General features: G+C 37.9%; 27 protein-coding genes and 1 pseudogene. 16 read left to right on the forward strand and 12 right to left on the reverse strand.

The genetic code is table 11. From position 1 onward, the window contains the following. Positions 1-80 precede the first annotated feature (80 nt). The 5 genes from GYO_RS25115 (at position 81) to GYO_RS25135 (ending at position 4,236) form a co-directional block, all read left to right on the forward strand. Complete coding sequence (locus tag GYO_RS25115) at positions 81-1,328, forward strand: CynX/NimT family MFS transporter (RefSeq protein WP_041521130.1); 1,248 nt, start codon at positions 81-83, stop codon at positions 1,326-1,328. Positions 1,329-1,424: 96 nt separating this feature from the next. Beyond that, positions 1,425-2,315, forward strand: coding sequence for a LysR family transcriptional regulator (locus tag GYO_RS25120; protein ID WP_014112758.1), 891 nt, complete (start codon positions 1,425-1,427; stop codon positions 2,313-2,315). Positions 2,316-2,390: 75 nt separating this feature from the next. Then, on the forward strand, positions 2,391-3,023 hold the full coding sequence (locus GYO_RS25125) for an MOSC domain-containing protein (RefSeq protein WP_014112759.1): 633 nt from the start codon (positions 2,391-2,393) through the stop codon (positions 3,021-3,023). Positions 3,024-3,118: 95 nt separating this feature from the next. Then, on the forward strand, positions 3,119-3,745 hold the full coding sequence (locus GYO_RS25130) for a LysE family translocator (RefSeq protein ID WP_014112760.1): 627 nt from the start codon (positions 3,119-3,121) through the stop codon (positions 3,743-3,745). Between the two features lie 119 nt (positions 3,746-3,864). Further along, positions 3,865-4,236, forward strand: coding sequence for a DUF1304 domain-containing protein (locus GYO_RS25135; RefSeq protein ID WP_014112761.1), 372 nt, complete (start codon positions 3,865-3,867; stop codon positions 4,234-4,236). 368 nt (positions 4,237-4,604) lie between these two features. On the opposite strand, the gene desA is transcribed toward GYO_RS25135, so the two are convergent. Next, positions 4,605-5,633 carry a Delta(5) desaturase DesA gene (gene desA / locus GYO_RS25140; protein ID WP_014112762.1) on the reverse strand — a complete coding sequence of 343 codons (1,029 nt, stop codon included), beginning with the start codon at positions 5,631-5,633 and terminating at the stop codon, positions 4,605-4,607. Between the two features lie 187 nt (positions 5,634-5,820). Here desA and GYO_RS43230 point away from each other — a divergent pair, with 187 nt between their 5' ends. Both GYO_RS43230 and cspC read left to right on the forward strand, forming a co-directional pair. Beyond that, positions 5,821-5,913: a molecular chaperone TorD family protein gene (locus GYO_RS43230; RefSeq protein WP_080010053.1), complete on the forward strand. Its 93-nt coding sequence runs from the start codon at positions 5,821-5,823 to the stop codon at positions 5,911-5,913. Positions 5,914-6,380: 467 nt separating this feature from the next. Next, complete coding sequence (cspC, locus tag GYO_RS25145) at positions 6,381-6,581, forward strand: cold shock protein CspC (RefSeq protein WP_013351108.1); 201 nt, start codon at positions 6,381-6,383, stop codon at positions 6,579-6,581. Between the two features lie 778 nt (positions 6,582-7,359). On the opposite strand, the gene GYO_RS25150 is transcribed toward cspC, so the two are convergent. Beyond that, the gene (locus GYO_RS25150) at positions 7,360-7,821 is read right to left on the reverse strand and encodes a CarD family transcriptional regulator (RefSeq protein WP_041521131.1); all 462 of its coding nucleotides are present in this window, start codon (positions 7,819-7,821) and stop codon (positions 7,360-7,362) included. 427 nt (positions 7,822-8,248) lie between these two features. On the opposite strand from GYO_RS25150, the gene GYO_RS25155 reads away from it, so the two are divergent. The 3 genes from GYO_RS25155 to GYO_RS25165 all read left to right on the forward strand — a co-directional run bounded on the left by GYO_RS25155 (position 8,249) and on the right by GYO_RS25165 (position 11,348). After that, positions 8,249-8,941 (forward strand): FadR/GntR family transcriptional regulator, encoded by a 693-nt coding sequence (locus GYO_RS25155; protein WP_014112767.1) that lies wholly within the window; start codon positions 8,249-8,251, stop codon positions 8,939-8,941. After that, positions 8,938-10,146 carry a CynX/NimT family MFS transporter gene (locus GYO_RS25160; protein WP_014112768.1) on the forward strand — a complete coding sequence of 403 codons (1,209 nt, stop codon included), beginning with the start codon at positions 8,938-8,940 and terminating at the stop codon, positions 10,144-10,146. Before GYO_RS25155 ends, GYO_RS25160 begins: the two co-directional genes overlap by 4 nt. A gap of 416 nt (positions 10,147-10,562) precedes the next feature. Then, positions 10,563-11,348: a helix-turn-helix domain-containing protein gene (locus GYO_RS25165; RefSeq protein WP_014112769.1), complete on the forward strand. Its 786-nt coding sequence runs from the start codon at positions 10,563-10,565 to the stop codon at positions 11,346-11,348. A gap of 399 nt (positions 11,349-11,747) precedes the next feature. On the opposite strand, the gene GYO_RS25170 is transcribed toward GYO_RS25165, so the two are convergent. Beyond that, entirely contained in the window at positions 11,748-12,620 is an 873-nt protein-coding gene (locus GYO_RS25170; RefSeq protein WP_014112770.1) for an AraC family transcriptional regulator, read from the reverse strand. A gap of 499 nt (positions 12,621-13,119) precedes the next feature. Here GYO_RS25170 and GYO_RS25175 point away from each other — a divergent pair, with 499 nt between their 5' ends. Both GYO_RS25175 and GYO_RS25180 read left to right on the forward strand, forming a co-directional pair. Then, positions 13,120-13,494, forward strand: a complete 375-nt coding sequence (locus tag GYO_RS25175; protein ID WP_041520863.1) for a YdeH family membrane protein — start codon at positions 13,120-13,122, stop codon at positions 13,492-13,494. Between the two features lie 388 nt (positions 13,495-13,882). Beyond that, on the forward strand, positions 13,883-14,476 hold the full coding sequence (locus GYO_RS25180) for a YdeI/OmpD-associated family protein (RefSeq protein ID WP_014112772.1): 594 nt from the start codon (positions 13,883-13,885) through the stop codon (positions 14,474-14,476). Positions 14,477-14,671: 195 nt separating this feature from the next. On the opposite strand, the gene GYO_RS25185 is transcribed toward GYO_RS25180, so the two are convergent. The 5 genes from GYO_RS25185 to GYO_RS25200 form a co-directional block, all read right to left on the reverse strand. Beyond that, positions 14,672-15,280: a CPBP family intramembrane glutamic endopeptidase gene (locus tag GYO_RS25185; protein ID WP_174269683.1), complete on the reverse strand. Its 609-nt coding sequence runs from the start codon at positions 15,278-15,280 to the stop codon at positions 14,672-14,674. Positions 15,281-15,411: 131 nt separating this feature from the next. Next, positions 15,412-15,585, reverse strand: coding sequence for a hypothetical protein (locus tag GYO_RS43945; RefSeq protein WP_165762157.1), 174 nt, complete (start codon positions 15,583-15,585; stop codon positions 15,412-15,414). A 610-nt stretch (positions 15,586-16,195) separates the two neighbouring features. Then, positions 16,196-16,909 (reverse strand): YdeJ family lipoprotein, encoded by a 714-nt coding sequence (locus tag GYO_RS25190; protein WP_014112775.1) that lies wholly within the window; start codon positions 16,907-16,909, stop codon positions 16,196-16,198. 303 nt (positions 16,910-17,212) lie between these two features. Then, positions 17,213-17,920: an SDR family oxidoreductase gene (locus GYO_RS25195; protein WP_014112776.1), complete on the reverse strand. Its 708-nt coding sequence runs from the start codon at positions 17,918-17,920 to the stop codon at positions 17,213-17,215. A gap of 249 nt (positions 17,921-18,169) precedes the next feature. Continuing rightward, positions 18,170-18,445, reverse strand: coding sequence for an HPr family phosphocarrier protein (locus GYO_RS25200; RefSeq protein ID WP_014112777.1), 276 nt, complete (start codon positions 18,443-18,445; stop codon positions 18,170-18,172). Between the two features lie 333 nt (positions 18,446-18,778). On the opposite strand from GYO_RS25200, the gene GYO_RS25205 reads away from it, so the two are divergent. Next, on the forward strand, positions 18,779-19,324 hold the full coding sequence (locus GYO_RS25205) for a TetR/AcrR family transcriptional regulator (protein WP_014112778.1): 546 nt from the start codon (positions 18,779-18,781) through the stop codon (positions 19,322-19,324). Between the two features lie 420 nt (positions 19,325-19,744). Here GYO_RS25205 and GYO_RS25215 read toward each other — a convergent pair whose 3' ends face one another. Next, complete coding sequence (locus GYO_RS25215; protein WP_014112780.1) at positions 19,745-20,506, reverse strand: MBL fold metallo-hydrolase; 762 nt, start codon at positions 20,504-20,506, stop codon at positions 19,745-19,747. Between the two features lie 272 nt (positions 20,507-20,778). On the opposite strand from GYO_RS25215, the gene GYO_RS25220 reads away from it, so the two are divergent. Next, positions 20,779-21,189, forward strand: a complete 411-nt coding sequence (locus GYO_RS25220; protein ID WP_014112781.1) for an Lrp/AsnC family transcriptional regulator — start codon at positions 20,779-20,781, stop codon at positions 21,187-21,189. Positions 21,190-21,342: 153 nt separating this feature from the next. Here the strand turns inward: GYO_RS25220 and GYO_RS25225 are convergent, their stop codons facing one another. Beyond that, a complete protein-coding gene (locus GYO_RS25225) occupies positions 21,343-22,206 on the reverse strand; it encodes a DMT family transporter (protein ID WP_014112782.1) in 864 nt (287 codons plus the stop codon). Between the two features lie 160 nt (positions 22,207-22,366). Here GYO_RS25225 and pdxR point away from each other — a divergent pair, with 160 nt between their 5' ends. After that, positions 22,367-23,758, forward strand: a complete 1,392-nt coding sequence (gene pdxR, locus GYO_RS25230; protein WP_014112783.1) for a MocR-like pyridoxine biosynthesis transcription factor PdxR — start codon at positions 22,367-22,369, stop codon at positions 23,756-23,758. Positions 23,759-24,034: 276 nt separating this feature from the next. Further along, positions 24,035-24,460 carry a MaoC family dehydratase gene (locus GYO_RS25235; RefSeq protein ID WP_014112784.1) on the forward strand — a complete coding sequence of 142 codons (426 nt, stop codon included), beginning with the start codon at positions 24,035-24,037 and terminating at the stop codon, positions 24,458-24,460. 52 nt (positions 24,461-24,512) lie between these two features. Here GYO_RS25235 and GYO_RS25240 read toward each other — a convergent pair whose 3' ends face one another. Continuing rightward, complete coding sequence (locus GYO_RS25240; protein ID WP_014112785.1) at positions 24,513-25,085, reverse strand: alpha/beta hydrolase; 573 nt, start codon at positions 25,083-25,085, stop codon at positions 24,513-24,515. Between the two features lie 83 nt (positions 25,086-25,168). After that, a pseudogene (locus GYO_RS25245) lies at positions 25,169-25,497 on the reverse strand (winged helix-turn-helix transcriptional regulator). Between the last annotated feature and the right edge of the window lie 227 nt (positions 25,498-25,724).

Consider the following 25,724-nt stretch of genomic DNA (forward strand, 5'->3'; position numbering starts at 1 on the left):
TGAAACACAAGTGCAGTTGAAGCAGTAAACATATTGCAACTTAAGGTGTCATTGGGTTATACGGAGGGTCAATATTGATCATGGGTAATTCACAATTAACAAATTACGTAGGACAATCGCGGTTGGATTTAAAGCCTAGGATAGGATGGCTTATTTTAGGTATCATCCTAATTGGCGCAAACCTTAGAGCCTCACTAACATCAGTTGGTCAGCTAGTAGCTGCAATTCGTGATGACTTGGGGATTTCTAATACACTAGCAGGAGTCATAACCACAATACCTTTACTTGCTTTTGCATTTTTATCCCCTTTTGCTTCCAATTTAGCTCGGCGTTTTGGTATGGAGTTAACCTTATTAATTTCTTTAGTGATATTAACAATTGGGATTGGAGTACGTTCTTTTGTTGGAAAAGAAACATTATTTATAGGAACTGTTTTAATCGGATCATCTATTGCCATTTGCAATGTTTTATTACCCGGTCTTATCAAATATAACTTTATGAAGAAAATAGGTATGATGACAGGACTTTATGCAGTATCTATGAATTTATTTGGAGCTGTTGGCTCTGGTATAAGTATTCCCATTTCGTCATCTTTGGGTTTGGGGTGGTCAGGAGCCCTTGGATGTTGGGGACTTTTATCTCTGCTCACCATTTTCATTTGGCTACCACAACTGCAATATCAACAAAAGTCTGGTCAGGTTGAAAAAACTAGGGAGGAAGTTAAAGCAATAAGCTTATGGCGTTCAGAGCTAGCTTGGAATGTTACGTTATTTATGGGGTTTCAATCTTTCATTTTCTACACAGTGATTACATGGATACCTGAAATTCTTGAAGAGAAAGGGTTAAACACTCATGAAGCTGGCTGGACGTTGTCTTTAATGCAACTTGCTATGCTTCCTGTAACATTTCTCGTTTCTATTTTAGCTGGACGTTTAAAAAGCCAGCGGTTATTAGTAGCTGTATCTGCTTCTCTACTAATTTTTGGGTTTGCTGCTATCATATATGGGGATAAACTCCTTATGCCTTTATGGATGATCATAATTGGAATCGGAATTGGATTTGCATTTAGTTTAGCTATGATGTTCTTTAGTCTGCGTACTCAAAATGCTAACGAGGCAGCTGAACTTTCAGGTATGGCTCAATCTTTAGGTTATCTTCTATCTGCTATAGGGCCTGTTTTATTTGGATGGTTACACGACATTACACATAATTGGACTGTTTCTTTACTTATGTTAGTTTTTACTTCAGTTATTGTTTTGATCTCGGGTATAGGGGCAGCGAAAAACGAATATGTACCCATCAAGGGATCGAGTTTAAAGTCACTATAATAGAGACAGACTAAAAAAAGTAGAACAGGTGCATAATTGTACACTCTTATGCCCCTTTTCAAACTGTATCTATTCATTTCCTAAAGGAGGCACTAGATGGAATTAAAACAACTTGAATATTTCTATGCAGTATGCCAAGAACTTCATTTTACAAGAGCAGCTGAAAAAGTAGGAATTTCTCAGCCTTCTTTAAGTCAACAAATTAGATTATTGGAACATGAAATTGGCACTCCTTTATTCGATCGTATTGGTAAAAAAACAGCACTTACTGAATCAGGAAAGCTTCTCTTAAAGTATACTCGCAAAATTTTTTATGAGGTAGAACAGGCTAAAACCTCAATAGATGAATTGAATGGGCTTCAAAGAGGGACAATTTTGGTTGGAACTTTGTTGACAGTCGAGGATTACCTTATCACGCCTACTTTACTGAATTTTCACCAAAAATACCCTGGTGTGAAGATATCCGTTTTTGGGCTGCGCACTGGGGACATTCACAAACAACTCATAGAAAATAAGTTGGATTTGGGGATTGTATTCTTACCTATGAAAGGCGATGAATTAGAATCAATTTCTTTATCCACAGAGGAAATGGCTTTTGCAGTGCCTAAAGGTCACCCGTTAGAGAATCAGGAAATGTTAGATGTAGAGGTGCTAAAGACAACACCCTCGATTTTACTCCCTCAACAGTATTTTATTAGGAAACTTATAGATGAAGCTTGTAAAGACTTAGGGTTCTTTCCTAAGCCGATTTTTGAAATTACAACCATGCAATCTTTAATTAATATGGTTATTAAAGGGGTAGGAGTAACAATACTTCCTAAACCTTATTTAGAGTACCTTAATCATCCTAATATAAGAATCATTCCAATTTTAAAATCTAATCTTTCTCGTGAAATTGGAGTTGTTTATAGAAAAGATAAATATTTGAGTACTGCAACTCATGCTTTTATTAGTGCTCTTAAAGAAACTGTATTTCATTCAAATTAACTAGTGGAGACCTTGATTTGTTTTGAATACAGGACAAACTAACTCAGATCAACAAATGGCGATTGGAGGGGTATCATGAATAGACAAATTATTCATTTAGCTGTTGGAAAACCTAAGGAATATGATTGGAATAATAGAAAAGAAATGTCCGCGATAGGTAAGTCTACTGTATCATCTATTGAGCTGAAAAAATCCGGTTTCGTTGGTGATGATGTTGCTAACCACAAGTTCCACGGTGGTGTTGATCGAGCAGTATGTTTATACCCATTTGAGCATTATTCTTATTGGGAACGAATGTTTAATAAAAAAATGACTCCGCCTATTTTTGGAGAAAATATTACTGCAACAGGCATGTTGGAAGAACAGGTTTGTATAGGTGATGTGTATAGAATAGGTAGTACCATCATTCAGGTAACACAAGGAAGAGTGCCATGTGCAACTATATCGAAATACAATGAAGAGAGAGATTTTCTGAAGAAAGTGGTTGAAACATGTCTAACCGGTTATTTTTTTCGGGTGCTAAAAGAAGGGACGATTGAGTCTAGTTCAGAAATAGAGCTTGTTGAAAAGGACCCATGTGAAATATCTGTACTTTCTGCCACACAAGTTCTTTTTCATCAAAAAGAGGATAAAAAATCAATTGAAGAAATATTGAAAATCGATGCTCTCGCAGAGGATTGGCGGAAAAGGTTTTTAAAACTGTTATGAGTTCCTAGCATGGAGTTGTTCAAAAAATTTGATTCGTTGAAATTTAGTTATTGAAATTTTCGTAGATGGAATGTGGAATTTTGGAGTTGAACTATATGTTTGGAATTCATGATCTTTTTTTGTTTGTATTGTCATCATTTGTTTTTATAGCTGCTCCTGGCATAGACGCTGTGTTTGTATTAAGCAGAAGTATCTCAAATGGCAGAGCAAGTGGTTTTGCTGCATCTGCTGGAATTGCTACCGGTGCTTTTGTTCACACAATACTTGCTACTGTTGGATTATCTATTATCTTAGCTAAGTCGGTTGTTCTGTTTACTGCTATAAAACTTGTGGGAGGGCTATATTTAATCTACATTGGAATGAAAGCACTTCTTAAGAAAAATGACGGAATAACTTTAAAGGATGCAGCTAACGAGACGCTTAAAAAACATTATATCCAGGGGGTTATTACAAACATCGCTAACCCTAAAAACATTCTGTTCTATTTATCATTTTTGCCTCAGTTTGCATCAACATCAGGGTCGACTGTGTCATTGTCATTTCTTATTTTAGGGAGCATCTTCGCCGTAATAGCCTTATTGTGGTACATCTTAGTCACGTACTTTTCAACTATGGCCACAAAAACACTTAAAGACAACAAGAAATTCAATAATATCCTCAATAAAGTTTCTGGAACAGTATTTATTGCTCTTGGCTGTAAGTTGATGGTTAGTCAAAAATAATTTTTAAGGAGTAGACATAAATGTCTACTCCTTAAAGCAGCCGTCCAAGTATATGTCATATCGTCACCTTAGTTCAAAAATATAAAACTAATATTAGGGAGTATAGGGGAGAGAATAATGTGGAAATAATCGCAACTATTTTAGTAGGGATCGTAGCATTAGAACATTTATTCATTATGATCCTTGAAATGTTTTTTATTGATTCAAAGGCGGCAAAACGCGCGTTCAAATTGCCAAGGCATTTAGAAGGAGATCGAAACGTAGCCGTTATGTTTGCAAACCAAGGTTTATATAATGGATTTCTAGCTGCTGGTCTCATTTGGGGACTTATACTTGGGCTCAATCCAATTGGCTATATGGTTCAATTATTTTTCGTAATTTGTGTGGTAGTAGCAGCCATTTTCGGAGGTTTCACATCAAATAAATCAATTATTGTGAAACAAGGACTTCCAGCTATTTTAGCACTAGTTACCCTTTTATCTGTGATGTAGATCCCAAGCATTTTAATAACAAGAGCCCTTTTTTGAAAAAAGTATAGAACATGTAAGCATTGAGTTGTCAATTATGATGTTCCTTAATTGGCAACTTTTTTATGAAATCAAATGAGTATGTATTGATTATTCTAAGGCCAAGTGGGTGAATAACCCGTGGAGGTTCAAGTCCTCTCGGCCGCATCCCAATAATACCCAGGGTTTAATCACCTTTGGTATTATTTTTTTGCGGAAAATACGGCAACAAATGTACCACATTGTCGAGTCACTAAAAAAGTGCTGACCTCTGCACAAAACCGTTGCGCGAGTCTGCACTTTTATTCTGCAAGATACACTGTCCCTTATTATCGATTATATGGGGAGTTTATTTAATCCGTTCCTAGCCGCGCTGACACTTGGCTTTTAGAAGCTTTTTTTAAGTGGCTAAAACCGACAAATTTTTTGCCTTCTTCATCCCATAGGCGGAACTTTAACGACTTAAGACTTGTTGCCAGTGTAATGGTCGGAACGTTTTGCAATGGTTCAGTGTTGTTATGCGCTTTTTCAAGCTTATAGTTTGGGACTCTCGGGCTTAAATGATGAACATGATGGAAACCGATATTTCCTGTTAGCCATTGCATAACTTTTGGTAGCTTATAAAAAGAACTCCCTTCAACTGCTGCTTTTACATATTCCCAATGCTCATCTTCTTCAAAATAAGAATCCTCAAACGTGTGCTGAATATAAAACATCCAAATTCCGAGAGATCCTGATATCATAAAAATGGGCACCTGAACCAGCAGGAAGTTTTGCCAGCCAATAACCCAACATAAAAGTGCTGCCAAAGTGACGATCCCCAGGTTCGTTACATACGTATTCATCCGTTCTTTGCGTTTTGCCCCTTTACGATTAAAACGATTGGTAATCCCGAAGACGTAAATCGGCCCAATCATAAACATAACAAACGGATTTCTGTACAAACGGTACATGATTTTTGTCTTAGTTGAGGCTTTCTTATATTCTTCAACGGTAAGTACCCAAATATCGCCTGTACCGCGTTTGTCCAGGTTGCTGCTTGTCGCATGATGGACAGAATGGTCGTGTGACCAATGATCAAAAGGGTGCAGAGTCAGAATTCCTGTTATTGTTCCAAGGATTCGATTCGCCTTTCTGTTCTTAAAAAAGGAATAGTGGCAGCAATCATGAAAGATGATAAAGGTTCTTACTAAAAAACCTGCCGCAACGACAGAAATCGCTAATGTAAGGAAATAAGAAATCGACAAACTCTTATATGCCAAACACCATAGCAGGAAAAATGGTACCAATGTGTTAATGATTTGACAAATACTTTTTTGTAAATCGGACTTTTCATAAGGTGTAACCAGTTTTCTCAAAGTCCTTAGGTTTTGTTCTTTCATTTTTAAAAGTTTCCCCTTCCCTGATGATCTTCTAAGTGTAGAAAACGTTTTATAGCCTTTGAAGGCCCAACGTCATACACCACATATATGATAAGTATTCTTCCCCTCTATCTGTGAAATTATTGGAAATGATAAACTGATTTCCAGTTCAATTACATCTTTATTAGCAGAGCCAGCCGGGATACAAATGGTGTATGAAGATTATACCCGGCTCTTTATCGGGCCAAACTCGCTCACTGCTCCCCTATGGGAATCGATTTATTTAGACCGTGAACATTGATTGTTTGAGGTGAAAAGGTTTTGGAAAGTGATAATGAAGTAATGAGGATATCCATGAGTGACTGTTTGGAAACATCTGCAGTAACAAAGTTTTACGAGTGAACAGCCCTGCCTTTAAAAGATTATCTTGTACTTGAACAAGAAACAGCTGAGCTTTTTGACAATCATTAATGAAGTACTATTAAGCAAAGAAAAAGGTTTGAAGACACTCGTGATTCATTTTCACAGTGTTTTCAAACCATAGTTATTAATAGGCCTCTTATTCGCACTGGCATCCATATGTTTAACAAATAATGCCATGAATAAAACGACAATATTAATTTGCAGTTATTTCCGTTTCGTGTTATGATAAAGAAGAATTATTTTTGTTCGGTGTAAAGGATAGTATGAATATTGACTTTTCGTCTTGATGATACTTTGGGCAAGGATAGTATACACTGTGTGGTTACACACTAGGAGGCAACAAAAATGGAACAAGGTACAGTGAAATGGTTTAATGCAGAAAAAGGTTTTGGCTTCATCGAACGTGAAAACGGAGACGATGTATTCGTACACTTCTCTGCAATCCAAAGTGACGGATTCAAATCTTTAGACGAAGGTCAAAAAGTAACGTTTGACGTTGAGCAAGGTGCTCGTGGAGCTCAAGCTGCTAACGTTCAAAAAGCTTAATCTTCAATCGTTTATACAAACAGGCTCTTTCTATAGGGCCTGTTTTTTTATGTTCTCTTAATAATTCTCAATAAAAAACCCTACTCAACGTTCGAGTAGGGAGATGCTACAAGGTAATAGAAAAAGATTTAAAACTTCAAAGGTTTGTTTACAGTATAACATACTGGATTGACAATATGCGGAATGTATATAAATTAATTACTTTTCTTTTCGAATGCAACTGCATTTTATTCATTCTTTTTTCACTAATCTGCCCGTTAATTTAACTACAAGATTAAATGAATCATAAAAATGATTTCTAGTTCTAGAACTTCGTCATTTTTTTATTGTGGGCCATATATTTAAATGTTAACAACCCGTGTATCTCTTTTATGAAAAGAAGATAAACAATTACTATTCACTTTCGCAGTGGATATAAGAAATTCTTAAAGATAGAGTGGAAATTGAATGTTTTATCTACAAGAAATAATCACTTAGAGATACCTAAAACAATGAAAGCCCTACCTCTCTTCCATCCTTACGGCTCCTTGTCCGTGCCAGTGTGAATCAGGATTACAAACATCAAGTGACTATTTCATCGAGTTTTTTTGATCAAACTTCAAATGTTGTAGAAAAAATGTAAATAATAAAAATGGATTAGATTGTAGGAATAACAAAAGAGGTTAATGTTTTATAAGTAAGTTGAAGAAGTTGAACGTTTTTGAAATGGCTTTACTTTTTATCGTGATATTATCGAAAAATTCGGGATTTTCATGCGATACATTCTCTATAATTAACCTTAACAAAAACTTTTTATTTGTTTTTCAGTGATTCCTTTAATTACTTCCAGTTCACTAATCAAAAATTCATATGCATTATCCAACATTTTTTTTTCGCTTGCATTAAGTGCTTTTTCTTTCTTCATACGCAGTAAATCACGTACAACTTCAGCGCCTTCTTGTATTTCACCCGTTTTTATTTTGTTCGTGTTTACTATATACCTTTGCTTCCATGGCAGTAACCTATCTGATTCTCCATGCTGAAAAATGTGTATAATGTGTTTTAATGCACGTATATCAGTAACTGGTCGGATACTTGAGCTCAATATTTTACGCGTTGGAATCATAACTTGCATATTACTAATCGTCATTTTTATAACATAATACTGTTGTTTTTTCCCTAAGATTTCTTTTTCTTCTATAGCTTCAATTATACCTGCTCCGTGCATTGGATAAACAATGTTATCGCCAATTTGAAACATATCATCCACCTCCATGTATGGTAACCTTCTTAAGATTACCATATATGGAGGTGGAATATCAAACTTTTAATAATAACATGATCATTTTTTCGTTGTCAACAACTTTTTTAGAAAATCAGATCAAGCAAAAAGAATAGGGAACGTGTCGGATTCCCAATAAAGGAAAGGGCAATGGTCCGTGTATATCCTGAAACCCGACTAATTAATATCAATCAGTTTTTCATTGAAAATGAGTTATTAAATCTCCTTTTAGGTATCTTTTTTGTAAGGGATTTCTGTATTGCTGTTAAATTCAATATCTTTACATGAGCAGCAGGTTTCCCTTTCATTGGCTTATTATTTTCTTGTCTTAATTTTAGAGGCGTGATAAAATACCGATTAACCAAACATCCTATGTTTGATAAGTGCTTTACAGGAGGATAAACACATGCTTCAGAAAACAAACCGGCAGACGCTGGTTGAGCAAGTCGCTCTACAAATGGAAAGTTTGATCGAATCAGGCAAGTGGGGTGTCGGGATGCGCATTCCGGCCGAGCCGGAGTTGATGAACGAGTTGAATGTTAGCCGCAATACATTAAGGGAAGCAATTCGGGCATTGATACATGCAGGACTCTTGAAGACGAAACAAGGTGACGGAACTTATGTCTGCTCTTCAAGTGCTTTGGGAGTCGTGTTGAAAAAACGCATTTCGCGTACCGATACGTTGCAAACATTAGAAGTTCGGTATGCTCTCGAACGTGAGGGGGCCCATCTTGCTGCACAACGCAGAACCGACGACGAGGCCCGCGAACTTCTTCTCCAACTGGAACGCTGCGAGGCAGCGGCAGAACTCGGTAACATTGATGACTTTGTAACGGCGGATATCCGTCTACATCAAAGCATTGTCAAGGCGTCGCATAATGAAATACTGATCGAAATATACAACCATATCGCTGAAGCGTTACAAGATTCGATTACAAGCCTGACTAGTTTTGAAGTCGATACGGATTTTTTGGAAATGCACCGACAACTGGTCGAAGCGATTGTCGGTCAGGACGCAGATCGTGCCGTGGAAGCAGTTCATCGTTATATCCAGGAATCGAAGGATGTTATCGCTGTTGAAGAGGGGGAGCGGTCATGAGCGTACAAAGTGATACCAAACCAACTGGGTTAAAGCGTTCGCTCTCATTGAGTTGGCCGATCATCATAGGCATCGTCCTTATATCATTGACGATGCGGTCACCGCTAACGTCGGTAGGCCCACTGGTAGGATCGATTCGCGAGTCCCTTGGATTATCGCATACCGCGGCAGGCTTGCTCACGACATTGCCGTTGCTTGCTTTCTCGCTTCTTTCCCCCTTCGCGCCTATCTTGGCGCGCCGCTTCGGGATGGAACGGATCATACTTTATGCATTGGTTCTTCTCATGGCAGGTATTGCTGTCCGCTCGCTGACCGCAACAGTTCCTTTATTTGCAGGCACCGTTTTGCTTGGGCTCGCGATTGCGGTGTGCAACGTGCTAATTCCAGGTCTTGTTAAACGGGATTTTTCTCATAATGTCGGTCTTATGACAGGGCTGTATTCAGTGTCGATGAATTTATGCGGTGCGATAGCCTCCGGTGTAAGTGTCCCGCTCGCCCGCAATCTCGGTTTTGGCTGGAATGGCGCACTTGGAATCTGGGGCCTGCTCGCTCTGGTAGCCGCACTATTCTGGTTTCCTAAAGTGCGGGCGAGTCACGCGTCAGCCATGATAACTACTAGCGGTACGTCGACGCGGCGAAATCTGTGGCGTTCACCGCTGGCATGGATGATTACACTTTTTATGGGATTGCAGTCTCTGCTTTTCTATGTTTTGATCGCTTGGTTACCTGAAATCATGGCAAGCCGGGGCTTGAGTGAAGACAGCGCTGGTTGGATGCTATCGCTATTTCAATTCGCTTCGCTTCCCGTATCATTCATCGTACCGATCGTTGCGGGACGCATGAAGAATCAGCGTTTATTGGTTGTCATGATGACTGTCCTGTTTTTTGTTTCATTGGGTGGCCTTTATTTCGGCGATAATGCACTGATTTTGTTATGGACAATTTTACTCGGGTTTGCTGGGGGATGTGCGTTCAGTTTGGCTATGATCTTTTTAAGCTTGCGGACGAAAGATGCCTCCGATGCGGCTTCTTTGTCCGGTATGTCGCAATCTGTTGGATATTTGCTGGCTGCAACAGGACCGACATTGTTTGGTTTGCTCCATGATGTCACGGCAAGCTGGAACTTCCCAATATTACTGTTGCTTATGGTCAGCATTCTGCTGTTCATATTCGGCCTGGGTGCGTCAAAAAATCACACGGTATAAAAGGGGCTTTGCTTCAGTAAAGCTCTTAAGAACCCATGAATTTCCTGGTGGGGACAACCCCGTGGAAATTCAAGTCCTCTTAGCCGTATCAATGAAACCAAGGGTTATAGATCCTTGGTTTTTTTATGTTTCTTTGGACGAATGAAATAACTAGGAGTGAACATCACAAGTTAAGGGGAATCGATAAAAAGTGGAAAATAATGAGTTGTTTATCTATACTAAAGAATAAAAAGGAATTGGATGTTTATTTTTGAAAACATTTACTCTTTTTTGTTCAAGACATGGTCTGAACAGGAATAAACAACAATGTATAACATCGTTGCAACCGTAAGTTGACAAAGTGCATTTGCTGGAAGATAGAACGGGGAGCGTTGTTTTCATAAAATGTAGTCATCAAAGCAAAGGAGTTCTAAACTATGACATTTGGTGAGAAACTTTTTAAGTTACGAAAAGAAAAAGGACTGTCTCAGGAAGCTTTAGCTGAAAAAGTAAACACGACAAGGCAGGCGATTAGCAAATGGGAAAATGGGCAAGGGTTTCCTGAAACCGAGAAACTTTTAATGATTGGAAACATTTTTGAAGTGTCAATTGATTATTTGTTAAAAGATTCTGTTGAGCCGCATCGTGACAATAAAGAAGGATATTATGTAAGCAGGGAAATGGCAGATGGCTTTTTATTGCATGAACGCAAAGTTTCCAAATATGTTTCTTTCGGACTGAGCCTGCTTATTTTATCCACTGTCCCTTATTTGGTTTTTAAACAAGAACCAGCCATCTATACACTCCTTATCATGATCATAGCTGTACTCGGCATTGGGGCTATTGTGACAGGATTGATTACGGTAGAAGATAAATACAAGGTACTCAAGAAAGAAGCTCTGATTTTTGACCAAAATCATCATAAAGAACTGACAGTAAAATATAAAGATATGAAAAGACGGTATGCTGCTGTCATGGTTGCTGGTGTTTGTTCAATTGTAGCAGGCGGAATTCCTTTTTTTCTGGAAAGAAAACATATAGTCTCAGGTTTCAATGCCTACTATCCGGTTTGTGTGGTTTTGATCGCTATTGGTGCGTACATTTTAATTCGCACCTTGCCAATAATCGAAGCTTATCAAATCATGGCTAAAAATGAAGAGTATATAAATAGATTCGGTTTTAAGCTAAGTAAGAAAGTGAGAAAAAGAGTGGATGATTTCTAATAATAGGTGCTAACCAATTTTATTCAGGAAAATCGTGATTAAAAAGAGCCTAAAAAGGTTCTTTTTTCATTATAGAGGAGAAAAAAAGATAGGAAGCTTACAGACAGATATTCTGACCTAGGTTCATAGGAGATCACCTGATATTTTCATTATCCGTGGAAATGAAGAGCCATCAAATGATTAGTATCATATGAGCATTGAGGCGAGATGAAACATAAAAAAGGGGAGATGATAAATGAAGATCAGCCGAATTCTAAGTGGTATCTCAATATTTACTCACTTTGAAGATGCAGACAGCGCTTTTCAAAATTGCCGCAGATCGAGTTGGTGCATAAAGAGGAAGGGATTAGCCCCTTCCTTAAAGGCCCTTCAATTCCTCTTACTTCATCGTAAAATATATTACTTTTTTGAAACCGGTATCCAAATTTCACTTTTAAAAGATGGCGATGTTACATCCTTATGCTCGTTCCACAGTATGTCTGGACCTTCTATTTGTTCATAATTTGATGATGGAAACCATTCGGAATAAATGCGTCCCCATACGTCTTGCAGTGTATTCGGAAATGGTCCGATTGCTTCGAATACAGCCCACGTTGAGGCAGGAACTTCAAGCCGTGATAAGTTATTTGGACACTGTTTCGTTGTGGCTGCGCCAATATAGTGATCAAGCTCTCCATTCTCCTCCATCCGACCTTCAGAAAAATTCGTGGATGCACTAATGAGTCCTGATGGTGCTACATTAGAAAGCTCTTTTAGTTTATTTATTGCTTTTTCATCTAAACTTTCCCACATAGATGCAATTTCCGGATTAATCCCATTGAAAATAATAGGAACTCTTTTTTTAATGCCAACGATGCGAAATGCCTCTTTTTCTTCAATACGGTAATTCATTTCATTTCCTCCTTTGATTGATAGCTGGAAGGTCATTCGTGGATAGGCTTTAAGGGAATGGCCATTAAGTCTGGCTTTTGATGGGTTTATGCCATGTAAATTCTGGAATGCCCGCGCAAAAGAATCTGGTGAGTTATAACCGTATTTTATTGCAATGTCAATCACTTTTACATTGCTGTCTTTCAGTTCAAAAGCTGCAAGAGTAAGACGTCTGCGACGAATATATTCCGATAATGAAATACCTGCAAGGAAGGAAAACATCCTTTTAAAATGATATTCAGAGCAGAAAGCAAGCTTTGCTACTTCTTTAAAATCAATATCATTTGTGAGGTTTTCTTCAATATACTTTAATGCTCTATTCATCCTTTTAAGCGAATCCATTTATTTGACCTCCTTTAACAAAAGAATAACAGGAGTGAAATGTATCTACCCGACATTCCGTGCACCGTTTTGCAGGATAACTCATATGAAATAAAGTAAGTTCTTCACCTGTATTTGTACAGGTTTTTTAAACATTCTATAAAGACATGTGCATACTGCAACAATTATTCAGTTGTTTATTTTGAAATTTCTTTTGCTCCTATTGATCTAGCAGTGATGTAAGTTCTAAATTGCCTAATTTCCATTAAATTGTTATATTGTTAGATAAAGGTTCCAATACTTAATTTGGCGAAAAGAGAGTGAGGTTGTCAAGAGGCAATGTAAACGAATTGATATTGCTTGGATAATGAAAATAAGCGAAAAATACAGAATTCACTAGAAGAATTAATGAAAAATAGAATTGCATTCATATTCTGCAGTGAATAACATAAAATGGTTATGGAAATTGAAAAAAAGCAGGATACCCGTTTTTAGTACATTTAAAAAAGGAGTTATAACGTTGTTAAAAAGGTTTTCTTTAGTTTTTCTTACACTGATTATGTCTATCATTGTTTTACTAGTAGCTGGTAAAGATTCACCTGGAGATCATGTCATTTCATTTGATGAGCCTATTATTTTAATGATCTCATTTGGGATCGTTATATTTTTATTCATCCCTCCTTTAGCCATGTCCTTTTTTGGTAACTTGGTTGTAAGAATAATTTCAGGAGTATATCAATGTGTTATCGTTTTAACTTTTCTGGGACTCATTCCAATTGGATTTCTTATTCCCAATGGCTTTTTGACAATTCTTGTTTCTATTGCAGGAACTTTAGTCAGTATAGCTAGTGTTGCAGTAACCTTATGCGTTGGCAAGAATAAAAAAGGTACATAATAATAGAATTGTTATTTTTCAGATTGACAGTGAAGTAATAAAACAAGGTGAGAAGGCTATATTGGCCTTCTTTTTTTATATTGTGGACATCGATATAACCCTTGATGACTGCTGTTGCTGTTTGGATATAGATACTCGGCAAGCAAGTCTACCCGGGCATATCTTATAAGATGTCCGTCATATGAATCCCTGTGTTTTTTGTTGTTGCATCATCTCCACTTTAAGCTTAATCTATTGACTAATAAGAGAAGGAACCTATAGAAGAATAAAATAAATACCCAGATGTCAAAAATAAAATTGACTGGGCTTCATTAGTGTCAATTCATGTAAATGAACGACGAACCATTAAGCCTTCATTAAAAATGCCTGGAAAGAGGGGAATTCCTTCATGACAAATAACAGAACGAATCCTAAGGTTGATGAATTTTTAAGTAAAGCGAAAAAGTGGAAGGAAGAATATGAGAAGTTGAGAGCTATCGTTCTTGACTGTGAGCTGACTGAAGAATTTAAGTGGAAGCATCCTTGCTACACGCTTAATAATAAGAACATCGTTTTAATACATGGATTTAAAGAATATTGTGCGCTTCTGTTTCACAAAGGTGCCTTGTTACAGGATGCCCATGGGATTCTCATCCAACAAACGGAGAATGTACAGGCGGCACGCCAGATTCGGTTTACCAATGTTCAGGAAATTGATGAAATGGAAACGATCTTGAAAGCCTATATTCATGAGGCCATTGAAGTTGAAAAAGCCGGGTTGGAAGTGGATTTAAAAAAGAATACAGAATATAAAATTCCTGAAGAACTTCAAAATAAATTCGATGAAATCCCTGCCTTGAAAACAGCTTTTGAAGCATTGACGCCAGGACGGCAAAGAGCATATATTCTTCATTTTTCTCAAGCCAAACAATCCAAAACCCGAGAGTCAAGGGTTGAAAAATATGTGCAAAAAATTCTCGATGGAAAGGGATTAAAGGATTAGTAATTTTCCGTAACTCTAAGTATTACTAGTTACTCGAACTGCTTCGGATTCCTAAAAACAAAAAAGATTCGAAAGAAGCAATAATTAGTGTGTGGCATTGAAAAAATAGATACGCTGAAATGTCGAGGAATGTGTAAAAAAACCTTAATTAAAAGTTAATCAAGGCCCAAATATCAATAAATTAAGTTATATGCGTTATCTTTTCATCCGTAATATATTGTATTTAAATAAAAGCGTTATGCCTAAGTTCATTAGAAAATGTACAACAAAAGGTACTAAAATATTGTTCGTGTCAAAATATATCCACCCGAAAGTCAAACTTGGGATGCTTATATTTATGAGCATCATAGGCTTTTGAAAGTATTGGATATGAAAACCTAAGAAAATTAGAGTGGCAGTTATAATTGCAATCCATTGGTTCTCTATGAATATAAAAAGCAAATTTTGAATAGTTCCCCTGAACAAAAGTTCTTCAAATAACGCACCTGCAAACATAAAGGCAACAATACTTAACAGTGAATAATTTTGATAGCTCTTGTTTGTATCGTCAATATATTTGGAGGGAATGGAAAGCGATAAAATTACACCAAACAAAAGCAGAGCAAATGAAGCAATAAATACATGCAGTATCATTCTGATTGGTTTATCGAATGACAGGAAATTTTGAATCGTGAGCACATCATAAACCACTAGCATAAAAATGATAGCCACGCAAATGAATGTAAAAGAAGAGAATACGAAAACAGCGTCTTTTGGATTGAAATCCTTTTTTATTTTCTTGGTTTCGTCTTTTATATTTTCCATGCTTACCTTCTTTTCTGTATTTTTAGATGAATGAAAAACACTTTATATCTCTATTTTGTAGAAGGCACTCGCCGAAAAACAGTGCCCGTTTCGTGCCCCCTGCCTCTTTCTAGGAAGGAGACATTCAAAAGTTAGTTAGTTGCCGATTGCTTTTTGAGTTTCATGAGACTTCCAATAGATGTTGATGCTATAAAAGCTCCAGCAAAACTAATACACTGAGGGTAATCAAATTTTGCTTCTGGCAAAAGAATACCAGTAATAAATAAAGTAATACCAACTAAAATTCCAGTAACTCTAATTTTCATGATGTAATGCCTCCTGCAAGTAGATAGGAAGAATTATACATTATGTTGCTGGATACCGCATCTCAAAAAGGTTGAATAAGGCCCGAGCAAACAAATAATGGAACACGTTTTTTACTGTGATGTTGCTCAAAAGAATTATAGTTTGCTGTTATAGATAACGTGAATGTAATAGTTCAACCACGTTTAAGATCTAAGAGGCTGAATATGGAGTCAGAGTTTGAAGGAATTAGCTACTATATGTAGAAGAAAAACAAGCATATTGTTATATGCTTGTTTTTCTTAAGACATCATTCACTTACTACTAAGATGTTATTTTTTGATTAATATTGTATGCTACTAGACATACAGCGCTATAAAATAATAATGCAACACCTAGTAATAATACGATCCAGTGAAAAGGCTCTGATAATTTTAGGGTAAGACTCATCACATTTAGAATGCTTCCAACTGATAGGATAGCTAATAGAATCGGTAGATTTTTCAGCAAGTGATCACACTCCAAACTTTGTTCAATAGTAATGCATCATACTTTTTTCCTTATTATCCATTATTTATAAAAGGGGATTCAGGTGAAAAAGCGCGGTGTCTGCTGTAAACAAACGATTACTGACTAATGAATAACCATAATGTCAATGAGTCGCTTGATTTTTTCATTGTCACCTGGATCAACGTACACTTTTTTTATATTTTTAATGATATTCTCAGTCACTTCCCGCATCACGCCTTGATCGAGATCCTCAGCGGAATCCCAGCGTAAAGGGACATTGTATACATGAATCGTGCCATCTCCATTTCCATGATAAGTGACTGATCCATCCACTAATCGAGAACCAGCTAACTGGATCACATCTTCTGGATAGCTCGCACTTGTATCATCATTAGGATTAATCAGTTCGCCAGCTGAAATGTGTCGAACATTCAATTCATCTATCTCTTGATTGGGTCCAAGCTGGAGCCAAACTCGGGCATATTCGATTTTTTCAGAAGAGTATGCCGCCAATACATTGCCTTCTTTACCTTCCTCTTCGTTTTTTACTTCTTTTGATGAAGTTTCATTTGATTCATCCGCTGCGGTTTCTTTTGAAGGATGTTCATTTGAAGCCTTTGTTACGGATTCTTCTGATTCTGTTGTTGGCTCCGATTCATCTTTGTCTATTTTGGTGCTATCTTCAGTCCCATTATGATTTTCATCAGATTGTGCAGCAGCATCATGATTTGAAGATTGTTTTGATACTTCGTTCTTACTGCCCGTACATCCAACAAGCAATAAGGCGAGAAGCAACAGGGTAACATTACTATAAAATACCTTTCTAAGTTTCTTCATTCTTTCATTCCTCTCCATCAACTCGGTTTCAGCTTTATATAAAAGTTTATGTATCTAAATATTACCATGTAATAGATATGATCGTTTTGAAATTTGTTTAAAAAAATGGAGAGATTAGATATGAAACGTCTGTTATTCTTTCGGCATCCAACAATCCCAAGGGTATAACTGCCCTTGGGGTTATTTTCTTATGCAGAAAGATGCCCGGCGGCATTCATTATAAAGGCAACCGAACTGCGTCCTAAACGTTCTTTAATTGAGGTAAGCCTTTAAATAATAAACGATCATAAAATATGTTTTTGCTTACCAATCAATTCGTTCTCTGTCTCTGAAGAATTCCCCGTTAGGTCCATCTGGCCCAGTCGTCGCTAACCAAAGGATAGACTCGGCAGCTTCCTTAGGCGTTCTCGGAGCAGATGGCCCACCCATATCTGTACTTACCCATCCCGGATCGACCGCGTTTATTTTGATATCGCCCTTGATTTCTGCAGCGGCCAATCGTGTCAATCCATTTAGTGCAAGTTTGGATAACTTATAAGCCCCGACTCCTTGGTCAGACATTTCGCTCACAGCTCCATATTCTGAAGAAACATTAATAATTCTCCCGTAGCCCTGTTTTTCCATGAGAGGAATAAAGGACCGCATGACATGATAAGCGCCGAAGAAATTAATTGCCATCGTTTTCTCTAGGATGGAAGGGTCCATATACAATAATTTTTCATTCTTATCTAAATACACACCTGCATTATTGATTAACACATCTAATCTTCCATATTGCTCATTTACTGTAATCACAGCTTGCCGGATGCTTTCTTGATCTTCTACATCAATCGGCACAAATGAAACATCAAGACCTGAAGCCCTAAGTTTTTGTGCCGCTTCAGGACCTAACACTGGATCTCGGCTTGCCAGAATGACCTTAAACCCATTCACACCTAATTGCTTGGCCAGTTCATATCCAATTCCGCGATTTCCGCCGGTGACAAGTACAACTTGTTTGTCCTGTGACATATATAAATCCCCCATTCTTGCTTGTGATCATTTTTTGGTTTCTCTGTTTCTGGTTGAATCATAACCAGAAGAAAAATGAAATCGTGATCTGGAAAGCTGTTTTGTCGAACGATAAAAGCTACCTTAGCCAACATTATGACCATCGATCATTGTGTGTCTGGTTTTGATATGAAGAACCGTCTGCGGCTGTACCAAAAACAAAACAGACGCTGGGCTATATTTGATATGATGGCATGAATTGAACATTGATTACTGTATATAATCGTTTTTTATTAAATGCTCTTTCATTTTTTGAATAGCCTTCGCTTCGTCGGCTCCATGAGCGTATATATATATTTCGGTTCCGGGTTTAATTCCTAAATCCATAATGTCCATGATGGATTTTGGTGCTTGTTTGAGGTTGACAGTTTTCCCTTGATGTTCGAGAAAAATATCAGATGTAAACCGATGAGCCAAACTGACTAATAGGGTAGCTGGTCTCGCAAATCCTGTTTCATTAATGATCGTAAATTGTCTTTTAATCATTCTTCACCTCATAAGATATTTTTGATACAAGTCTGCTTCTTGACGGATTTATCGTTGGGTTGCGGGTCAAATTTGAATTTAGATAAGCGGACTCATTCCATCATTTTCTCTGTATTTTGACATAACGCCCTTTCTTTGTGTTTACAAAATAATTCTCTTGTCACTAAAATGGACATTGACTTCATCCAAAAAAACATGATTCATTAATCAACATTTGTTTATTATTGTAAATAGAAACATGGTGCGTACAATGGTTAAATTCAAGCGATTTGTTGATTATTCAACATTCCACTCTAAATTGTTGATTATCTTAAGAAAGTTAGGTGAAAAGCTATGTCCAAAGTGGATAGAAGAATAACCAAAAGTCAAGAGGCTATTAAAAGGGCTCTGATTGAGCTGATGACTGAAAAAAGTTTTGATCATATTACGATCAAGGAAATTTCCGACAGGGCAAATGTGAACCGGGGAACTATCTATCTTCATTACTTAGATAAATTTGATCTATTAGAAAAGATTATGGAAGAGCATATCAACAATATGGGGAATTTTTGTGAATCGGCAACTGAAATGGACTGGATTGGATCGACCGTACACTGCATGGAATACCTTGAGAGTAATTATTTATTCTTTTCCACGATGTTAGCCAGTGAAGGAGCTCGATATTTTCGCAGTCAGTTCCTTAAGTTTAATATCGAAGAGTTCAAGAAAGATGTCGATATAACGAAAGGAAAAAATCATGGCCAAAGTGAAGATGTCATTGTTGAATTTGTTGCAAATGCTTACGTAGGAGTAGTGGAATGGTGGTTAAAAAACGAAATGCCTTATCCGCCGCATGTCATGGCAGAAAAAGTGGGAGAATTGTTAGAGAGGATTGTATAATGGCAATAGATGGTGGGGCATTAATGCCACGAAGAATGATTACGAGCAAGAGTTGCGCTTTTACGATCTCAACGGGAATACAGATGAAAAAAAGACCAAGCCATTGCTTGATCCAGTTGATATATTTCTCTCACTAGCGAAGGAATGCCAAGCTGATGATGAAGAATATCGTGCACATCTGATATGATCTTTGTTCAATGGTTTTACTCTTCAATACGCAATAAAATCATAAGAGAAAATGCAACGAATTTCCCAATTTGCAGGGACATCAGTAAATCGAGTTTCTTGATGCTTGGCTTCAAGTATAAAATAAACAGCTACAAGGCAGTCCCTACAGCCATATTCGCTTAAATTAGCATTTTGAAATCTTGGAAAGCATCATAGTTTTTCTTCTCAGATCTCTCCTTAAAGCAGTAACATTTAAAATGAATATGATTCGCCATCATCAGGCACTAACACACGAGAGGAGATTCCGTTTTCATGAATAAAGGATTTTAATTCTTCTCTTGATAATCCCCAATGGTTGACAGCCTCCATGTGGCTCACGATGATTTTTGCTTTTGCAGCAGCCTTATACGTTTCATAGATATCTTCTTTACCCATGACGAGAGAACCGCCTTCAAAGAATTGATTATCTCCGCCGTTCACTACAATGATGTCTGGCTGATGTGTATCAATCTCTTCTTGAACCGCATCATACCAGACTGTATCTCCGGCTACATATAACGTTTTTTCACTTTGGTGCTTGAACACAACGCCGCATACAAGTCCTGCAAGTTTCAAAATTTCTCCTCTTCCGTGTTCGCCTTTGGTTTTGATTAATTGAATGCCTTCAAAGACTGTATCCTTTGTTAAAACTTCGACGTTTTTGAATCCGGCATTTCGTATTTCTTTTGCATCGTCTTCATTTTGGGAGAACAACTTGATATCTTTTGGCAATAACTCTTTAGCTGCCTCATCCCAATGATCATCATGTAAATGAGTTACAATGACAGCATCAATATGGTGAATAATATTGTCGACAGAAGTTGGCAATTCAACCAAAGGGTTGTTTTGATCCTGTCTTGGCGCATTTGGGAATGGAGGGTAAGCACCTTTCTCAGCTAACATTGGATCTATTAAAAACGTTTTGCCTGCATATTCGACAACAAGTGTAGCATTACGAATTTGTTGAATGTTCATGTATAAAACTCCTTTTCTTTAATGTGTGATGTATAGTTTACATACAGCCGCTGAATAAATACATGGAACTAATCAAGTCTTTCTGTCGATTGACTTGATTTTTGAAAGTATGTATTTTATTTTGTATAAATTGTCACTAAAGTAGAATCAGGGTAATTTAAAGCACGGATAAGAAAACGAATTTTTAAAGTAATGTGCAGGACTGCACCTTTTTAGAGAGAGGATGAACAGGAGGATTTTATTCTTAACGAATATTGAAGGGATTTGATTTCATGTTGGATCACACAGACGTGCAAATATTAGAAGAGTTATCTAAAAATAGCCGTATTACGATGAAAGAATTAGGAGAAAAAGTTCATTTAACAGGGCAAGCAGCAGCCTCGAGGGTTGCAAAATTAGAAGACAACGGTGTGATTGAGGGATATACAATTAAAGTGAACCAAGTGAAATTAGGGTGTTATATACATGCTTTGCTTAATATCTATACAAAAAGCACCCATCATCAGCCATATCTGTCATTTATCAAAACACAAGAGAAATTTGTAATCAATAATTATAAAATTAGCGGCGATGGCTGTTATCTGCTTGAATGCAGATTTCCGTCTAATGAAATGTTAGATCAATTTTTAGTAGTATTAAACAAGCATGTCAATTATAAATTATCGATTGTGATTAACAAGTAGAGAGACCTTTTACTGTATTGAGGGCTAGTGGACAATTAACCCATGAGGTTCAAGTCCTCTCGGCCGCATGAAAAATACCAAGGGCTGCGGCCCTTGGTATTTTTCATACCTTCATTTGTTTTTACTCATCGGCCTTTTTTAAAATGGCCTGCCTTACTTTGCAAATCGCCGAGCAGCAGCCACGCACATGATAACGGCGATATTCACTGCCACGAGCGCCCAGCCCACTTTCTCGTGCAGAATCACTGAGGCAAGCAGCAGTCCAAAGAAAGGCTGGAGAAGCTGCAGCTGACCAACCGCCGCAATTCCGCCTTGGGCGAGACCTCGATACCAGAACACGAAGCCGATCAGCATGCTGAATAAGGACACATAGGCAAGACTGAGCAGCGCAGGAACGCCGATGCCTGACCATGAGTCCGGTGTAAAAAAGAACGACAAAGGCAGCATAAGAGGAAGCGACAGAACGAGTGCCCAAGAGATCACCTGCCAATTCCCCAGACGCCGTGAAAGCCTAGCACCTTCTGCATAACCAAGACCGCATACGACGATAGAAGCCAGCATGTACGCGTCGCCGAGCGGGGATGATCCTCCCCCTTGGATCAGAGCGAACCCTGCTACTAGTAAGCTGCCAGCAGCTGAGAAAATCCAGAAGACTGGGCGGGGGCGTTCGCCTCCGCGCAGTACACCGAAAATCGCCGTCGCGAGCGGAAGAAGCCCAACGAAGACAATGGCATGTGCGGATGTGACATACTGAAGTGCTAAGGCTGTCAGCAACGGGAAACCGATTACTACGCCGAATGCTACCACCAATAGTGAAATGATGTCTCTTTTGGCAGGATGCTGCTGCCGGAAGATGAGTAGGAGACATCCAGCCAATACACCAGCTATCGCAGCGCGGCATACGGTGAGGAACAATGGGTTGAAGTCCGTCACCGCCAAGCGGGTTGCAGGCAGCGAGCCGCTGAAAATGAGTACGCCTATAAAACCATTTATCCAGCCATTTGTTGTTTTGTTCATGACAATCACTCCAAATATGTTTCTTTCATTCACTATTGATCTGAATTTTCTTAACAAACAAGGTATCTAAGGATTACAATGACTATAAACTGGAATTGACCTTTTATAAACAGCCAGTTTTCATAAAAAAATGCATACCAGTTAGGAGAACAATGTGTAAATGGATATCACGCCTTTTTTGAATAGAAATCTGGATATTCCGCTTTATCAGCAGCTTTATCGCTATTTCAAAGAAAACATGCATCAGGGGCGTATTCAAAAAGGAATGAAGCTCCCTTCCAAAAGACTCCTGGCGAGTCAGCTTTCCATCAGTCAAACGACTGTAGAACGTGCCTATGAACAGCTTGCTGCTGAGGGCTATATCATAAGCAAGCCCAGAAGCGGATGGTTTGCTGATTATCATGATTCTGATTTTGCCTATCGTAAAATGCCAAGCGCATCACCAAGTGAAGAAAAAGCCCAAGAACATAAACAATGGATTGATTTTCACTATGGAAATGTAGATTCTTCTTACTTCCCTTTTTCTGCATGGCGAAGAAGCATGGTCAATAGTTTAGACCAATATGGCCACGAGCTTTATCGGCCGGGACATGTTTTAGGAGAGTTTGAGCTAAGAACACTCATTGCAGAGTACCTGTATCAATCACGCGGTGTTCATTGTGCCCCTGAACAAGTCATCATAGGTGCCGGGAACCCTATTCTTCTGCAAATCTTGTGCCAGGTTTTTGAGCCGAATATTTTCATAGGATATGAGGATCCAGGTTATCCAAGAGCACGCAAGATTTTTGAAGCCAATCGTATGAATATTCTTCCTATACCAGTTGATAATGAAGGAATCTGTATACAGAAGATCAAAGAGCAGCAGCCAAACCTTATATATGTCACGCCTTCTCACCAATTTACGCTGGGAACCATTATGACGATTAACAGAAGAATTGAACTGCTCAAATGGGCGGCTGAAAATCAATCTTTTATCATAGAGGATGATTATGATGGGGAATTTAGATACACAGGACAGCCGGTTCCTTCCTTACAAGGGCTAGACCAGCATAACCGTGTCATTTATATGGGCACTTTTTCCAAGTCTCTTCTTCCCTCGCTGCGCATCAGCTATATGATTCTTCCTTCGCCTCTTTTAAAAAAAGGCCATGAAATCACGTCATTATATAAGCAAACGGTATCCTGCCACAGTCAGCTCACGCTAGCTGACTTTATAAAAAATGGAGAGTGGCAAAAACACATCAACAGAATGAGAAAGCTTTACCGTAAAAAAAGAGCCATTTTACTTGAAACTGTGCAAAGAGAATTAGGGGAGCATGTCAGAATTCGCGGAGAAAGCTCTGGACTTCGCATCTTACTTGACGTTTATTTGCCATTTAGTGAAAAAGAGTTAATTGAGAAGGCAAAGGAACATGGAGTAAAAATTTATCCTGTATCTCTTTCCTATAAAGACCATCCTCCTACAAAAACGGTCTCACTTGGATTTGCAGGGGTTTCTGAATTCAACATACAGGAAGGCATAAAAAAACTGAAAGCTGCCTGGAAGATATGAGGGTGCTTTCAGTTTAGATTATAAAATAAAATACTCTGATATTCGAAAGGATAGCGGTTTCTCTGGTTGTGAAATATTGTCTCATGCAATTGATCCATCTTTCTCTTTTTTATGGCGAATAAATACTTCTTTTACTATACAAATTATAACCTTACGTCTTCATGAAACGCTTTGGAGGATAGGGAGATGAAAAAAATTCCGGAACGATTTTTTTATTAACTGTTTTGGCAGTGCTAAAATAAACAAGTACATAATTGACAAAATAGAGGTGTAAGGATGAAATTAGATGAGTTTACAATTGGTCAGGTATTCAAAACGAAATCACTAAAAGTAACAAAAGATGATATTATGCGGTTTGCGGGTGAATTTGATCCTCAGTATATGCATTTAGATGAAGAAAAAGCGAATAAAGGCAGATTTAATGGAATTATCGCTTCCGGAATACAAACGCTGGGCATTTCTTTTAAACTTTGGATTGAAGAAGGTTTCTATGGAGACGATGTGATTGCCGGAACAGAAATGAATAACATTAAATTTATAAAACCCGTATATCCTGATGATGAACTGCACACAATTGTTGAGGTTCTTGATAAGCAGCCAAAGAGAAATGAATTGGGAATACTCACTGTATTGTTATCTACTTATAATCAAAAAGAAGAAAAAGTATTTGAAGGTGAGTTATCTGTATTGATGAAACAATAACTCAGAAAGCCCGTTTTTCGCGGGCTCGAGTGAAGCAGATGGGTGAAAGATTTTAGCGAGTTTCTTTTGAAAAATAAGAGGTTAAAACATCATAAACAATAGGCAAAGAAGTAAACCCTTCATTTTCTAGAAAATGACCCCCGTGCTGGACTTCGTATAACGCAGCGTCAATTTGTTGTGCCAGATCCTTGCTCCATGAAAATGGAACAATTTGGTCGTCCTTAGAAGCAATGACAGCACGGTGCTTCGCGGACTCGATGATTTTTTGATGATCAAACGATCCCTGTGTAAATTCATCTAATATCTTTAAAGTGGGCAATGATTTGGCAAAGCCGGAAACAAGTATGATTCCGCCAAGTTGTTTTCGTAATTGAATATGTTCCAAAAATCTCAAAATGGCGGGGCACCCTAAGCTGTGCGCAACCAAATACGTATTTTCATGTAAAGTGTGTTGATAAAAAGAGAGTGTATCCAGCCGATCCTCAAGTCTTGGCTGGAGCGGATTAGGCATGTTTAAAATGTCTGCTTGGACCCCATCTGCGAGCAGACGTTTTTTCAGCCAAGGGAACCAATGATTTGTTGAGGAGGCTCTGTAGCCAGGAATGATATAGACTTGTTTTGTCATTTTTTCCTCCTAACGAAGTATTTTCATTCAGTATAAAATTCCCCTCATTGGGAAACAAGTACGCACTTTTTTGTAAGTAGCTTTTACATATGAGGCATTCCTTGTGCTATTCCCCACTTACACATTTCATCTATGAGGGGATACAAAGATAGCCTCTGTCAGATAACGAATACTCTACTTTCAGTGGGATTTGAGAAACCTCAGACCGATGAATAAGGCCGTCAGTTTGCAATTCCTTAAGTTGTGCGCTTAACATTTTATGCGTGATGAAAGGCATAGCCCTTTTCAGCTCGCCGTATCTCATCGTTTTTTCACACCCTAACTCATAGAGAATTCTCATTTTCCATTTGCCCCCTATTAGAGATAAGGTGTATTCAAATGGGGCTTGTTTACTGCGGCACAGGCTATTCATTGTAATCAAACCTCCTTTTTTAAGTATCATATCAGAATAAATTAGGATTTTCGGTGTTGAAGTTTGAGGGCGGTTCACGATCTGAACTGAAAGGGCCGCTTGCTCAACAGGCGGCACTGCACATATGTTCTAAGTCAAAGAGGGGTTACACCTTACTGTTAATTAATTTATTTAAAAAAACGCATGTTTTTAGCTGAAAATATCTCTTATGGTATATTTAAATATAA

Source organism: Bacillus spizizenii TU-B-10 (genome assembly GCF_000227465.1).
Lineage (GTDB): Bacteria > Bacillota > Bacilli > Bacillales > Bacillaceae > Bacillus > Bacillus spizizenii.